Below are 14788 nucleotides of genomic sequence, written 5' to 3' on the forward strand. Positions count from 1 at the left end.
GGGACTGCGGAGGAAACCAATGAGCAAGACAATCCGCCTGACGATGGCGCAGGCGCTGACCCGTTTCCTGAGCAAACAGATGACCGAGATCGACGGCGCAAAGGTGCCGATCTTCGGCGGCGTCTGGGCGATCTTCGGCCATGGCAATGTCGCCGGCATCGGCGAGGCGCTCTACCAGGTGCGCGACGAACTGCCGACTTTCCGCGCCCACAATGAACAGGCGATGGCGCATGCGGCGATCGCCTATGGCAAGGCCAATTTCCGCCGCCGCTTCATGGCCGCTACCTCCTCGATCGGGCCCGGCGCGCTCAACATGGTGACGGCGGCGGCACTTGCGCATGTAAACAGGTTGCCTGTCCTGTTTCTGCCGGGCGACGTCTTCGCCAACCGCATTCCCGACCCGGTGCTGCAGCAGGCCGAGGATTTTTCCGACGGCACGGCGACGGTCAACGACTGCTTCCGTCCTGTGTCGCGCTATTTCGACCGTATCACGCGGCCGGAGCAGATCATCCCGGCGCTGAGCCGCGCAATGGCCGTGCTGACCGACCCGGCCGAATGCGGGCCTGTGACCTTGTCGCTCTGCCAGGACGTGCAGGCCGAAGCCTATGACTATCCCGAGAGCTTCTTTGCCGAGCGGGTCTGGCGCCAGCGCCGGACGCGCCCGGATCGGGCTGAATTGGCGGCCGCAGTCGCGGCGCTCAAGGGCGCCAGCAAGCCACTGGTGATTGCCGGCGGCGGCGTGCTCTATTCGCAGGCCTCGGACGAACTGGCGAAATTCGTCGAAGGCGCCGGCATTCCGGTCTGCGAGACGCAAGGCGGCAAATCCTCGCTGCCGGACGATCATCCGCTCAACATGGCGGCGGTCGGCGTCACCGGCACATCGGCCGCCAACCGGCTGGCGGAAGAGGCCGATGTCGTGCTGGCCGTCGGCACGCGCCTGCAGGATTTCACCACCGGCTCGTGGGCGCTGTTCAAGAATTCGGGCAAGACCATCATCGGCTTGAATGTGCAGCCTTTCGATGCCGGCAAGCATCGGGCATCGCCGCTGGTGGCCGACGCGGCCGAAGGTTTGGCTGAACTCGGTGCCGCGCTGAAGGGCTGGAAGGCGCCATCAGCCTGGACCGAGAATGCGGCAGCCGGCAAGAAAGAATGGCAGGCCGAAGCCGCCAAGGTGACGGCGTCGACCAATGCCGCCTACCCTTCCGACGCACAGGTGATCGGCGCCGTGCAGCGCGCCATGGGATCCGGCGTGACGCTGCTCAATGCCGCCGGCGGGCTGCCGGGCGAATTGCACAAGCTCTGGCAGGCCGGCGCGCCCGGCTCGTATCATGCCGAATACGGTTTCTCGACCATGGGTTACGAGATCGCCGGCGGGCTCGGCACCAAGATGGCCAAGCCCGGGGAAGAGGTCGTCGTCATGATCGGCGACGGCTCCTACCTGATGCTCAATTCCGAGATCGCCACCTCGGTGATGCTCGGCCTGAAGCTGACCATCGTGCTGCTCGACAACAGGGGTTTTGGCTGCATCAACCGGCTGCAGATGGCGACCGGCGGCGCCAACTTCAACAATCTCCTGAAGGATGCGCGCCACGAGGTGCTGCCCGACGTCGATTTTGCCGCGCACGCCGCGAGCATGGGGGCGATTGCCGAGAAGGTCTCGTCGATCGCAGGGCTGGAGACGGCGCTGGTTCAGGCGAAAGGCAACGACCGCACCACGGTGCTGGTCATCGACACCGATCCGCTGGTCTCCACCGATGCCGGCGGCCATTGGTGGGACGTGGCGGTGCCGGAAGTCTCCGAGCGCAGCCAAGTGAACGCGGCGCGCAAGGTCTATGATGAAAAACGGCGGATGCAGAGCGTCGGCGATTGATCTTAGCGCTGCCAACTCCCTACCTCCCCCTTATGGGGAGGTCGGACCGAAGGTCCGGGTGGGGGCTGGCGCCGCACCCCACCCACTGCTTCGCAGCGGCCCTCCCCACAAGGGGGAGGGTGAACAAGAAACCGGAGTGACGACTTGAAAGCCAAACTGGGCATGTCCCCCATCGCGTGGTGGAACGACGATCTTGCGGAACTCAGCGACGACGTGTCGTTGGAGGAGTGCCTGCGCCAGTCGCGCTCGGCCGGCTTCACCGGAATGGAGATGGGCCGGCGCTTCCCCAACGACCCTAAGGTGATGTTGCCGATCCTGAAGGCGGCCGACGTCACGCTGTGCGGTGGCTGGTTCTCGGGCACGCTGGTCGATGAGGAGATGAGCAAGAACAAGGATCGCATCCAGCCGATGATCGATCTGTTCAAGGCGGTGAACGCGCCCTGCATCGTCTATGGCGAGGTCGGCCGCTCGATCCAGGGCGACCGCTCGAAGCCGCTCGCCACCAAGCCGAAACTCTCGGGCGACGAGATGAAGGCTTATGCCAGGCGCCTGACCGAATTCGGCGAATGGTGCGCCGAGCAGGGCATGCCGCTTTCCTATCATCACCACATGGCGGCGGTGGTCGAGACCGAGCCGGAGCTCGACGCCTTCATGCGCCATTCCGGAGCGGGCATTCCGCTGCTGCTCGATGCCGGCCATCTGGCCTTTGCCGGCGGCGACGTGCTGCGCGCCATCGACAATCATCACAAGCGCATCAGCCATGTGCATGTGAAGGATGTGCGCATGGGCGTGATCGAGAAGCTCGATCGCACGAAGCAGTCCTTCCTCGATGCGGTGGCGCTCGGCGCCTTCACCGTGCCGGGCGACGGCTCGCTGGATTTCGGCGCCATCGTGCAGCGTTTCGCCGACCATGGCTATGAAGGCTGGTTCGTGGTCGAGGCCGAACAGGACCCGAAGAAGAACCCGCCGCTCAAGATGGCGCAGGTCGGCCACAAGGAGCTGATGCGGGTGATGACGGCCGCCGGCTACACGGTCGAGACGCAGGGCTTTCCCGATGTCTGATCGGGTTCTCGCCAGGCCGGGCTTGCTGTAGGTTGCCGCGATGAAAGATTCCGAGCACCCCTTCTTCCGGCCATTGTGGCGGCGTGTCGCCGTCGTCGCGGTCTGCGTCATCTGGTCGATCATCGAGTTCGCGAGCGGCACACCGTTCTGGGGCGTGATCGCGCTGGGCTTCGCCGGCTATGGCGTCTGGCAGTTTTTTTATCTCTATAAGCCGGCCGACGAGAACAAGGCGCCCGCCGAGGTCGAACCGAAGGAGTAATCGGATGTCGAAGCTGCTGGTGAAGGCCGACAAGGGCCATGGCCGTGTCGCCCATGTGACGCCAAAAAGCGCCGGCTGGACCTATGTCGGTTTTGACCTGCATCGGCTGAGGCCAGGCGAAAGTGCATCGGGAAAGACGGACGATCGCGAAGTCTGCCTGGTGTTCGTCACCGGCAAGGGCACGGCCAAGGCCGGCGGCAAGGATCTCGGCCTGCTCGGCCAGCGCATGTCGCCCTTCGAAGGCAAGCCATGGTCTGTCTATGTGCCGCAGGGATCGGATTGGTCGGTGACGGCTGATACCGGACTGGAACTCGCGGTCTGCTCGGCGCCCGGCCTCGGCGGCGGCCTGCCGGTTCGCGTGATCGGACCCGACGATCTTGGCCAGGAGGTGCGCGGCAAGGGCACCAATACGCGCTACGTGACCAATATCCTGCCCGAGGGCAAGCCGGCCGATTCGCTGCTGGTGGTCGAGGTCATCACGCCCGGCGGCCACACGTCGAGCTATCCGCCGCACAAGCACGACCAGGACAATCTGCCTGCCGAGTCCTATCTCGAGGAGACCTATTACCACCGCCTCAACCCGCCGCAGGGCTTTGCTTTCCAGCGGGTCTATACCGACGCCGACAAGGACGGCTCTCGCCAGTTGGACGAGGCGATGGCGATCGAGGACGGCGACGTCGTGCTGGTGCCCAGGGGCTATCACCCCTGCGCCGCTTGCCATGGCTACGACCTCTACTACCTCAACGTCATGGCCGGCCCGAAGCGGACGTGGAAATTCCACAATGCGCCCGAGCACGAATGGCTGATGAAGGCCTGACCGGCCCGCAGTTGCGGCTGAACCTGTTGGTCCAGATCAGAAAAATCGTCGGCTAAGGACCGGCGGGGTCGATTTGCCTTCGAAAACCCTTCAAAGCTTCGTCAATCCGTCATGGAAATCACCTATGGCAACGGGCTGACGAGGATTTTCGATGCGCTACGCCATCTACTTCACCCCCCGGCAGGACGAAAAATTGGCGCGGATCGCCGCCAAATGGCTGGGCCGTGACCCCTTCGGCGCCACGACGCGACCGGCGGAGGCGGTGGGCGATTTGTCGGCGGCGGAAGTCGCCTTCCACACCGCATCGGCACGGCGCTATGGTTTTCATGCGACGCTGAAAGCCCCTTTCCGGTTGGCGGCCAACGAAACCGAAGCCTCGCTGCGCACAGCGCTCGACGCCTTTGCCGAGGCGACGCCGGTTGTGATGATCCCCCGTCTCGTCGTCAGCCAGATCGACGGTTTCTTCGCACTGGTGCCGGAGGCGCCATTGCCTCCGCTCAATCGCTTCGCCGATGACGTGGTGCGCGATTTCGATCGCTTTCGCGCGCCGTTGACAGAGGCCGAGATCGAGCGGCGCAGCCCGGACTCGCTGAAGCCGGGCGAATTTCGCAATCTCTGCCAATGGGGCTATCCCTATGTCTTCGAGAGCTTCCGCTTCCACATGACGCTGTCCGGCAGGGCCGGGCCACAGGAAAGCCCTCGTCTTCGCCTGGCAATCGAGGGCCTGTTCGCCGAGGTGCTGCGCCAGCCGGTGCCTGTGGACGGGCTGACGTTGTTCATCGAGCCCGAACCCGGCGCCCCGTTCATGGTGCTTTCCCAGCACGCGCTCGGGCGCCGTCCGGCTAGAAAAACCGCCTGAAGCAACAAGCCGTAAAGGCCAGAAAAAACCAAGGACTGCCTGAAATGACCGCCGAGACCATTCTGAGCAACGCCCGCATCGTTCTTGCCGACGAGATCATCGACGGCTCGCTCGTGATGCGTGACGGTCTGATCGCCGACATATCCGCCGGCGCCGTCCGAGCTGGCGAGGACATGGCTGGCGATTTCATCATTCCGGGGCTGGTCGAGCTTCACACCGATCATCTCGAAGGCCATTATGCGCCGCGGCCGAAGGTGCGGTGGAACCCGATTGCCGCCGTGCTTGCCCATGACGCGCAAGTGGCGACCGCGGGCATCACCACCGTGCTCGATGCCTTGCGCGTCGGCATGGACGAGGATGCCGATCTCAACGCCGCCGACATCCGCAAGCTCGCCGATGCGATCGAGGACAGCGTGCGGATGGATCGATTGCGGGCCGATCATTTCATCCACCTGCGCTGCGAGGTCTCGGCGCCGGATTGCCTCAGGGCCTTCGCCAATTTCGAGACGGACGAACGGGTGAAGCTCGCCTCGCTGATGGACCATGCGCCGGGTCAGCGCCAGTTCGTCAACCTCGAAACCTACGCCTACTACTACCAACGCAAGCTGAAGCTGACCGATCACGATTTCCAGAAATTCTGTGAGAAGCGGATGGGCGAATCTGCGCGGAATTCGGGGCCGAACCGCGTCTTCATCGCCGCCGCCTGCCACGAGCGCGGCATCGTGCTTGCGAGCCATGACGATGCGACAACGGGCCATGTCGACGAAGCCATCGAGCAAGGCGTGCGCGTTGCCGAATTCCCAACCACCGAGGAAGCCGCCAGAGCTTCGAAGGATGCCGGGCTCGGCGTGCTGATGGGCGCGCCCAACGTCATGCGCGGCGCCTCGCATTCTGGCAACGTCTCGGCGCGCACGCTGGCCAGCGACGGCCTGCTCGACATATTGTCGTCCGACTACATCCCCTTCAGCCTGATCCAGTCCGCCTTCTTTCTCGGCGACGTCGTCGATAGCATTTCCCTGCCGCAGGCGGTGGCGATGGTGTCCAAGAACCCGGCCGAGGCCGTCGGTCTTTCCGATCGCGGCGTCATCGAAGAAGGCCGCCGGGCCGACCTGGTGCGCGTGCGCCTCGACGACCACGTTCCGGTGGTGCGCACGGTCTGGCGGCAAGGGCGACGGGTCGCATGATGGTGTCGGCGTTGATCGAGCGTGAACTGTCGGCCGAGGCGTTTCCGATACGCGACGGCGTCTTCGTTGCCGTGGTGGGCCCGAGCGGCGCCGGCAAGGATACGATCATCGGCCAGGCCAAGGCGCTTTTCGCTGACGAGACGCGGCTGGAATTCGTGCGCCGCGTCATCACGAGACCGAGCGATACGGCAAGCGAGGATCACGACACGCTGGCCGATGCCGCCTTCATCGAGGCCGAAGCCGACGGCGCCTTCGCCGTTTCCTGGGAAGCGCACGGCCTGCGCTACGGCCTGCCGGCCGAGGTCGATTGGGCAGTGGCCAACGGCCATGTCGCTGTCGCCAATGTATCGCGCGCGATCATCCCTGCCTTGCGGGAGCGCTATGCCAACCTGGCCATCGTCGAGATCACCGCTTCGCCCGATGTGCTGGCCGAGCGGCTGGCGATGCGTGGACGCGAGTCGCGCGGGGAGGTTCTGGCACGCCTGGCGCGAAGCGCCCCTGTGACGCTGTCGGGACCCGGCGTCACCTCGATCGACAACAGCGGTTCGCGCGAGACGGCAGGCGAGCGCTTTGCCGAGGTGCTGCGCAAGGCGATGGCGTTCTCCGACATGTCGGGGCTGATCGACTAAAGGTATTGATGTCAGGTGGCTATTGATGTCAGGTGGCGCTCGCCTGACCTGAACATCCCTTTATGCCGCGTGCCGGTCGTGATCGGCACGACGCGTGCTGGCCGACGGCGTTGCCGACGGTTGTGTCGGCGCGTCCAGAACCGCGACGTGATGGCGGTACACCATCTCCCAGCCTTTCCAGCCGGTAAACAGCAGGATGCAGACAACGATCAATGAAAGCAGCACTCCCCACGGGCGAACTGCCGCTTCGGCGCCTTGGCTGTAGCGAAGATAGAAATTGATCAGCGCCAGAACGACGGCGGTCAAATTGCCGACCATGTGATACCAGGCGTCCGTCAGGGCGCGGATGCGCGGCTCGCTCAGGAAATCGATAAAGCCGGCAATCGCCGCCAGGAGAGCCATGACGATGGCTGCTCCAATCAGCCATATTGACGCGCGTGCCCAAAAGGCGTCGGCAGTGCCCCAGAACATCAAATCGGTGAGAAACGCGCCGACAAGGAACGCGACAGGAAAGGGAATGAGCATCGGATGGATGGGATGACCTCCCACCTTGGCGGTGCTTAGCGGATTCGCGGCCATGACAATGCCTCCGAATAGAAAAGCTTTGAACAACGCCCAGATAAGGGTTTCGTTCCAATCCGGATGGGAGCTCGCAAGGCCGTTTTCGCGACGCCGCCCCCCTTTGCACCCAAGTCGCTTGGGGCCGCACAGATACGGCCGACGATAAATCGAGCGGAATTGCGGGTCGGGCGAGATGGAAACGGCGTTATCTTTCAACGGTCACGGCAGCCGCCCGCTTTATGCCTCCGATTATTCCGCGGCCGCGCCCACCGCACCCTTGCGGGCGGCGTCGACCATGCGCCGCCGCGCGCGGAACACGCCCCATTGCTGGTCGATCAGCACGCCGATGAGGATGACGCCGCCCATCACCGCGAAGTTGAGCGAGGACGGGATGCCGAGCAGGTTGACGAGGTTCTGCAGCTCCTGCAGCAGCACAGTGCCGAGGATGACGCCGATCAGCGAGCCCTCGCCGCCGCGCAGGGAGAAGCCGCCGAGCACGGCCGCGGCAATGGCGTAAAGCTCGTAGAACTGGCCGTGGCTGGCCGGCGAGATGGAGCGCGTGTACATGGCGAAATAGATCGCCGACAACGCCGTCAGCACGCCGCAGATGACGTAGGCGGCCATGACGACACGCCCGGTGCGGATACCGGAATATTTCGCCGCTTCCTCGTTCTTGCCGATGGCGTAGAGATAGCGGCCGAACACCGAGCGGTGCAGCACCACCCACATGACGATGGCGATGACGATCAGCGCGAAGAAGGAGTTCGGCACGCCCCAGGAGCGGCCGGCGGTCAAGAATTCGAGCTCCGGGAAATTCTGGCCGAAGGCGAAACCGGCGGTGCCGTCGGCGGTGTAGAAGCGGGCGACGCCGCGATAGATCAAAAGGCCGCACAAGGTCACCACGAATGGCTGCAGCTTGAGCCGCGTGATCAGCCAGCCATGCGCCAGGCCGATGATGGCGCCGAGCACCAGGATGAGCACGAAGGCCAGCGGCCATTCCATGCCGCGCACGGCGATGAAGTCGATGAACAGCGTGCCCAGGAGCGCGACCAGCGAGCCGACCGACAATTCGATGCCGCCGGTGATGATGACGAAGGCCTGGCCGATCGACAGGATGCCGAACAGGCCGATGAGGTTCGAGGTGTTGGCGAGGTTGATCGGCAGCAGGAAGCGGGGATTGATGATGGCGACGATGGCGCCGACCACCAGGATCAGGATCAGCAGGCCGAGATCTTTCTTGCTCATCGTCTTCTCCCCAATGCCTGCCTGCGCGGCCATCCAGCCACGGCGGCAAAAACTATTTCGGCTGCTTGCCCACCGCCAGCAGCAGCACGTTTTCCTGGCTGAACTGATCCTTGTCGAGAATGCCCGAGATCTGGCCCTCATGCATGACGGCGATGCGGTCGGACACGCCGATCACCTCCTCCATGTCGCTGGAGATCATCAGCACGGCGACGCCGGCGTCGGCCAGCGCGCGCATCAGCCCGTAGATCTCCGCCTTGGCGCCGATGTCGATGCCGCGCGTCGGCTCGTCGAGGATCATAACCTTGGGGTTCATCGCCAGCCATTTGGCCAGCACGACCTTCTGCTGGTTGCCGCCCGACAGCGTGCCGGTGCGCGTCTGCACCGACGGCGCCTTGATGCCGAGATCTTTTTTCTGCTTCTCCGCAGTGGCGGTCTCCGCGCTGGCCGACACCAAAGAGCGCCTGGCATGCGCCGGCAGGTTGGGCAGCGAAATGTTCTGGGCTATCGACAGGTCGAGCAGGATGCCGGTCAGCTTGCGGTCCTCCGGCACAAGGAAGATGCCGTGCGCGACGGCATCGGCCGCCGAGCCCAGGCCCAGCGGCTTGCCGGCGAGCTCGAGCGTGCCGCCAAGGCTGCTTTCGATGCCGAAGAACACCCGCGCCAGCTCGGTGCGGCCGGAACCGACGAGGCCGGCAAGGCCGAGGATTTCACCGCGCCTGACGTCGAGATCGACCGGCCGGCCGGGATAGGTCGGGGTGCGGATGGCCTTGGCCGACAGGGCGACGGCGCCGGGGGCGCGGGCCGCCTCGGAGGCTTTTTCGCGCTCCTTCAGCATCCGGCCGATCATCAGCTTGACCATCTGGTCGTGGTTGATGTCGCGCTTGGGCAAGGTGCCGGCCAGCATGCCGTCGCGCAGCACGATGACGCGATCGGCGACGCGCTCGACCTCGTGCAGGCGATGCGAAATGAAGATGACGCTGATGCCGTCGGCCTTCAGCGCCTTGATGACGTCGAGCAATTTGTCGGTCTCGGCGATCGGCAGGCTCGATGTCGGTTCGTCGAGGATGACCAGCCTTGCCTTGATCGACAGCGCCTTGGCGATCTCGACCATCTGCTGCTGGGCGAGCGACAGTTCAGCGACAGGCGTGTCGGCGGAGAAATTGGCGCCGACGCGTTTCAGGAGCGGCGCCACCATGGCGCGCAGCCTTGCGCGGTCGACAAGCTTGAGCGGCCCGGCGCGCAGCGGTTCGCGGCCGAAGAAGATGTTGGCTGCGACATCGAGGTTCTCGAAGAGGTTGAGTTCCTGGTGGACGAAGGCGATGCCGGAGCCAAGGCTGCCCTCGACGCTCAGGCCGTCATGGGCGGTGCCGTCGACAGTGACGGTGCCGCTGTCCGGCCGCGTCACGCCGCCGAGGATCTTCATCAAGGTGGATTTGCCGGCGCCGTTTTCGCCGACGAGGCCGATGACCTCGCCCGGCCTGACCTCCATCGAGAAGCCGTCGAGCGCGACGACGCCCGGATAAGTCTTGCGCACGTTCTCGAGGCTGAGGAACGGGGTGGTCGCGGCGATGGATGTGTCGGAGTAATTCATCATGCCTGACAGCGTTGGCGGGCCGACCTCTTGGCAGACTGACTGGCCTCGAAGGCTTCGTCAATGCGAGAGCAGCCGGCCCAAGCGACGTTGAGCCGGCTGAACTGCCTTCGGTCTTAATTTCCAGCCATCGCCTTCAGATTGGCGGCGTAGGCGTCGACGTCATCCTTGCCGATGATCTTGGTCGGGATGATGATGAGGCCGTTGGCCGGGATGCCCGACTTGTCGCCCTTGAGGTAGGACGCCATCAGCTTCATGCCCTGATAGGCCCACTCGAAGGGCTGCTGCACGACGGTGGCGGCAATGGTGCCTTCCTTGACGCCGCCCAGCGTGATCGGATCGTCGTCGAAGCCGACGACGGTGATCGAGCCGAGCTTGCCGGCATCGCGCAGCGCTTCATAGATGCGCGGCGTGTTGTAGGAGTAGAAGCCGACCATGCAGGTGACGTCGGGGCTGGCGACCAGCGCGTCCTCGACATTCTTCTTGGCGCGGGCCTGGTCGATGTCGTCGCCGCGCACGTCGACGAGTTCGATCTTGGTGCCGGCCAGCCCATCCTTCATGCCCTGGATGCGCTCCTTGGCATTGTCGGCGCCGAGCAGGCCGACGAAGCCGAGGCATTTGCCGCCGTCCGGCATCGCCTTCTTGGCGATCTCGGCCGCCTGCTTGCCGGCATCGACATTGGACGAGCCGATATAGGCGACGCGCTTGGTCTGCGGGGCGTCGGAGTCGGTGGTGAACAGCGCCGTTTCCGAGGCGATCTTGTTCAGCCCGTCGGTCGAGGTCTTGGGATCGACGGCCGAGACCATGATGCCCTTGACGCCGGCGGTGACCAGATCGTCCATAAGCCGCTGCTGGATGGCGACCGAGGACTGCTCTGGATATTTCAGCTCGAGATTGTAGTCGGGCAGTTCGCCCTGCGCCTTCTTGACGCCGGCTTCGGCCGCCTTCCAGAAGTCGGAAGCGCCGTTGACCACGAAGGCCAGCGTCGGCTTGTCGTCGGCGCGCGCGATCGTGCTCGCCGTCAGGCCGAGCAGCAGCGCCGCGGTGGCCACGGATGCATTGCGTATCAAGGATTTCATGTTCAACCTCCCGTTTTGGCCGGTCGTCGGACCGGCCGATCCTGCACTTGTCTGATTTGCCGTTCGCGGCTTGGACGCCCTCCTCCTCAAGGGTTCCCGGCGCTGAAGATGGCGTCGTTCCAGCCACGGCGACGGACTTTAGAGACTCATCCCCCGTTCGTAAATAGTCCGATTTGTCTGACATATCACATGTCCGCGACAAGGCTTCGCGGGGTACTATCCGCTTGCCATCGGGCCATTCGCATGCACCGCGCCCCAGGGAAATCGAACGCGACGGACCGACGTTACAGCGCATTTTCGTATTAGTAAACGGTATTAGTTTAGCGGGCGATGGCGACCGCGCCGGCGGTGCCGCCGCCGGGCTGGCCGAGAATGCAATCGCTTGGCGCAAAAGGGGATAGTCGGCTCATATGCTGTGATTTAAGCTACCTGAGCCGCCTAGCCAGTAGACCGGTCGCCCACTAATAGATATAAGTCAGGCGATATTTCTATAAACCGGCGCGGCCTTGATGGTCGCCGGGCGGGCCGGACAGGCCGGGGAACACGAACAAAATGAGCGAGACCACTGATATCGCGACGGCAAGGCGCCGCAAGGCGCCGGTGAAGCCCAAGGGCCGGGTCACCATGACCGACATTGCGCGCGCCGCCGGCTGCTCGCAGGCGACCGTTTCCTTCGTGCTCAACAATTCGCCTGGCATAAAACTGTCGCGGCAGACCCGCGAGCGGGTGATCGAGGCGGCCCGCACATTGGGCTACAGCGCGCCGGCCTTCTCGGCGCTGAAGGCGCCGGCTGCCGCCTTCGACGGGCTGGACGGGGTGATCGGCTTCGCCGTCGACCAGCTCGCCACCAGCCCGGAAGCCGTCGTCGCCATCGAGGGCGCGCGCCAGGCCTCGTGGAACGCCGGCAACGTGCTTCTGGTGGCGCAGACGATGGGCGACGCCGTGATGGAGCCGCGCGCCATAGAGGCGCTGACCCGGCGGGGCATTTCGGCGCTGATCTACATGACCATCTTCACCCGCGAGATCACGGCGCCCGATTTCCTCTACAGCCTGGACATCCCGGTGATCCTGCTCAACTGCTACACGTCGGACTATGCCTTCCCCGCCGTGGTGCCCTCCGAGATCGCCGGCGGCCAGAGCTCCACCCGGCACCTGATCAGCCACGGCCACCGCCGCATCGCCACCATCACCGGCGAGCCCTGGATGCAGGCAGCACAGGACCGGCTGAAAGGCTACCGCCGCGCGCTCGCCACCGCCGACATCCCCTTCGATCCCGAACTGGTGGTCGAGGGCGACTGGTCGGCCAGCGCCGGCTATGCCGCGACCGTCAAGCTCCTGGCGCTGAAGGACCGCCCGACCGCCATCTTCTGCCAGAACGACCGCACGGCGATCGGCTGCTACGAAGCCCTGAAGGAAGCCGGCCTGCACATCCCGCAGGACATTTCGGTCGTCGGCTATGACGACGAGGAAATCGCCAGGCATCTGTTCCCGCCGCTCACCACCTCGATCCTGCCGCATATGGCGATGGGCCAATGGGCGATCGAACAGCTCGAAGCGCCGGCAGCGGTGGGACGGGGGCGCTATCCGATCACCAAGCTGGAATGTCCACTGGTGGAGAGGGAGAGCGTGCGGGCCGTGGCAGGCTGACCGACCGGCCGACAAGGCAAATATTCGGACCATGAAACCCGGCGCCGCGAGCGCCGGCCGGCCATGGGATTTCCGCTGGACTTTCCCGCTGTCGGGGCCAGCCAGGCATGCCCTTTCAATTGGCACAGCAAGCGGTCGGGCCCCCGGCCCCAAGGCCGCGAAAGCGTGAGAAATGCCGGCCGGCGACGCCGCGAGTGCGCTATTGCGCCAAGGTTCGAGGACATTTGTTCCAAGCGCGGCGTGTTGGTTGAACAGACTGGGCTGGAGGCATAGCCTTGCCTGGTCCACCGGGCTCGCCTCGAGCTTGCGGCGGCAACAGGCGGCATGACGGATCGCGGCGTGCCGCCGATCGAGGAGACGAACATGCAGCTCGAACAATCCCTTGCCGGCATGCGCCGGCGCGACCTTCTCAAAATGATCGGCATCACGGCGGGCAGCGCCGCAATGTACCAGGCCATGACCAGCATGGGACTGGCGGCAGAGTCCGATTACAAGGGACCCATCAATCTCGAAGGCGACCCGAAGGGCGCTTCGGTGCTCGTCCTGGGCGCCGGCCTGGCCGGCATGCTGGCGGCGCTGGAACTGCGCCAGGCCGGCTACAAGGTGAAGATCCTCGAATACAATGCCCGCGCCGGCGGCCGCAACTGGACGATACGCGGCGGCGACACCGTCACCGAACTCGGCGGCTACACGCAGAAATGCGAGTTCGACGAGGGGCTCTACCTCAATCCCGGCCCCTGGCGCATCCCTTACCATCACAACGGGCTGTTGGCCTATTGCCGGAGGCTCGGGGTGACGCTGGAGCCGTTCCAGCAGACCAACCACAACGCCCTGCTGCATTCGACGGAGGCCTTCGGCGGCAAGCCGAAGCGCGTGCGCGAGATCCAGACCGACTTCAAGGGCCACACTTCGGAGTTGCTGGCCAAGGTGGCCAAGAAGGGCCAGCTGGAAGGACTCGTCTCCAAGGAGGACCAGGAGGTGCTGCTCGAGGCGCTGCAGTCCTGGGGAGCGCTGGACAAGGACTACAGCTACAAATCCAGCCTCGCGACCGCCGAGTTCCGCGGCTACGAGAAGGAGCCGGGCGGCGGCATCAGCGCCGAGCCGGTGGCGGGTCAGGTCCTCAGCGCGTCCGACGTGCTGAATTCGCGCCTGTGGGGCAGCCTCGCCAACTTCTCGCTCTACGAATTCCAGACCACCATGTTCCAGCCGGTCGGCGGCATGGGCAGGATCGGCGAAGCCTTCGCCAAGCAGGTCGGCGACCTCATCACCTACAATGCCAAGGTCACCAAGATCGCCCAGAACGACAAGGGCGTGACGGTGACCTATGAGGACGCGAGAAACCCCGGAACCGCCCAGGAGGCCAGCGCCGACTGGTGCGTGTGCACCATTCCGCTCACCATCCTCAGCCAGATCGAAATCCAGGTCGGCGGCGCCATGCAGGCGGCGATCGGGGCGGTGCCCTATGCGTCCTCGGTCAAGGTCGGCCTGCAGATGAAGCGCCGTTTCTGGGAGGAGGACGAATCGATCTTCGGCGGCGTCAGCTATACCAACCTGCCGATCTCGCAGATCTCCTATCCCAGCACCGGCTTCAATGCCGGCGGCAAGGGCGTGCTGCTCGGCTGCTACACGTGGAACGGACCGAACTCCTACGAATTCACCGCCATGACCCCGCAGGAGCGCGTGCAGAAGGCAGTGGAATACGGCGCGCAGCTTCACCCGCAATACAAGCAGGAGTTCGAGACCGGCGTTTCCTGGGCATGGCACCGCTCGCCCTTCACGCTTGGCTGCGCGGGCGACTGGACCGAAGAGGCACGCAAGGAGCATTACGACAATCTGTGCCAGATCGACGGCCGCATCGTGCTGGCGGGCGAGCATGCCTCCTACATTCCCGCCTGGCAGGAGGGCGCGATCCTGTCCTCGCTCGACGCCATCACCCGCCTGCACCAGCGCGTCATGCAGGGATGAGGCCATGCCGATCCCTTCAT

At 64.7% G+C, this 14788-nt stretch carries 13 protein-coding genes; 9 read left to right on the forward strand and 4 right to left on the reverse strand.

Annotated elements, in window-relative coordinates:
* The first annotated feature begins 19 nt into the window (after positions 1 to 19).
* The 7 genes from iolD to phnN all read left to right on the forward strand — a co-directional run bounded on the left by iolD (position 20) and on the right by phnN (position 6680).
* Positions 20 to 1870, forward strand: coding sequence for a 3D-(3,5/4)-trihydroxycyclohexane-1,2-dione acylhydrolase (decyclizing) (iolD, locus tag LB551_RS25660; RefSeq protein ID WP_224660941.1), 1851 nt, complete (start codon positions 20 to 22; stop codon positions 1868 to 1870).
* Positions 1871 to 2014: 144 nt separating this feature from the next.
* The gene (iolE, locus tag LB551_RS25665) at positions 2015 to 2932 is read left to right on the forward strand and encodes a myo-inosose-2 dehydratase (protein WP_140550460.1); all 918 of its coding nucleotides are present in this window, start codon (positions 2015 to 2017) and stop codon (positions 2930 to 2932) included.
* A 40-nt stretch (positions 2933 to 2972) separates the two neighbouring features.
* The gene (locus tag LB551_RS25670; RefSeq protein ID WP_140491266.1) at positions 2973 to 3191 is read left to right on the forward strand and encodes a DUF3329 domain-containing protein; all 219 of its coding nucleotides are present in this window, start codon (positions 2973 to 2975) and stop codon (positions 3189 to 3191) included.
* A 4-nt stretch (positions 3192 to 3195) separates the two neighbouring features.
* The gene (iolB, locus tag LB551_RS25675) at positions 3196 to 4008 is read left to right on the forward strand and encodes a 5-deoxy-glucuronate isomerase (protein ID WP_224660942.1); all 813 of its coding nucleotides are present in this window, start codon (positions 3196 to 3198) and stop codon (positions 4006 to 4008) included.
* Positions 4009 to 4159: 151 nt separating this feature from the next.
* Positions 4160 to 4867, forward strand: a complete 708-nt coding sequence (locus LB551_RS25680; protein ID WP_224660943.1) for a DUF1045 domain-containing protein — start codon at positions 4160 to 4162, stop codon at positions 4865 to 4867.
* A gap of 44 nt (positions 4868 to 4911) precedes the next feature.
* On the forward strand, positions 4912 to 6051 hold the full coding sequence (locus tag LB551_RS25685; RefSeq protein WP_224660944.1) for an alpha-D-ribose 1-methylphosphonate 5-triphosphate diphosphatase: 1140 nt from the start codon (positions 4912 to 4914) through the stop codon (positions 6049 to 6051).
* A complete protein-coding gene (gene phnN, locus LB551_RS25690) occupies positions 6048 to 6680 on the forward strand; it encodes a phosphonate metabolism protein/1,5-bisphosphokinase (PRPP-forming) PhnN (protein WP_224660945.1) in 633 nt (210 codons plus the stop codon). The genes LB551_RS25685 and phnN overlap by 4 nt, the downstream gene beginning before the upstream one ends.
* A 60-nt stretch (positions 6681 to 6740) precedes the next feature.
* On the opposite strand, the gene LB551_RS25695 is transcribed toward phnN, so the two are convergent.
* The 4 genes from LB551_RS25695 to LB551_RS25710 all read right to left on the reverse strand — a co-directional run bounded on the left by LB551_RS25695 (position 6741) and on the right by LB551_RS25710 (position 11156).
* Positions 6741 to 7259, reverse strand: coding sequence for a DUF2231 domain-containing protein (locus LB551_RS25695; protein WP_224660965.1), 519 nt, complete (start codon positions 7257 to 7259; stop codon positions 6741 to 6743).
* A 231-nt stretch (positions 7260 to 7490) separates the two neighbouring features.
* Positions 7491 to 8486 (reverse strand): ABC transporter permease, encoded by a 996-nt coding sequence (locus LB551_RS25700; protein WP_140550465.1) that lies wholly within the window; start codon positions 8484 to 8486, stop codon positions 7491 to 7493.
* 52 nt (positions 8487 to 8538) lie between these two features.
* Complete coding sequence (locus tag LB551_RS25705; RefSeq protein ID WP_224660966.1) at positions 8539 to 10077, reverse strand: sugar ABC transporter ATP-binding protein; 1539 nt, start codon at positions 10075 to 10077, stop codon at positions 8539 to 8541.
* Positions 10078 to 10193: 116 nt separating this feature from the next.
* Complete coding sequence (locus LB551_RS25710; RefSeq protein WP_140643905.1) at positions 10194 to 11156, reverse strand: sugar-binding protein; 963 nt, start codon at positions 11154 to 11156, stop codon at positions 10194 to 10196.
* A 552-nt stretch (positions 11157 to 11708) separates the two neighbouring features.
* Here LB551_RS25710 and LB551_RS25715 point away from each other — a divergent pair.
* Both LB551_RS25715 and LB551_RS25720 read left to right on the forward strand, forming a co-directional pair.
* Complete coding sequence (locus LB551_RS25715) at positions 11709 to 12803, forward strand: LacI family DNA-binding transcriptional regulator (RefSeq protein WP_224660946.1); 1095 nt, start codon at positions 11709 to 11711, stop codon at positions 12801 to 12803.
* A 390-nt stretch (positions 12804 to 13193) separates the two neighbouring features.
* The gene (locus LB551_RS25720) at positions 13194 to 14768 is read left to right on the forward strand and encodes a flavin monoamine oxidase family protein (RefSeq protein WP_224660967.1); all 1575 of its coding nucleotides are present in this window, start codon (positions 13194 to 13196) and stop codon (positions 14766 to 14768) included.
* Positions 14769 to 14788 lie beyond the last annotated feature (20 nt).

It is taken from the genome of Mesorhizobium sp. BR1-1-2, from assembly GCF_020165435.1.
Lineage (GTDB): Bacteria > Pseudomonadota > Alphaproteobacteria > Rhizobiales > Rhizobiaceae > Mesorhizobium.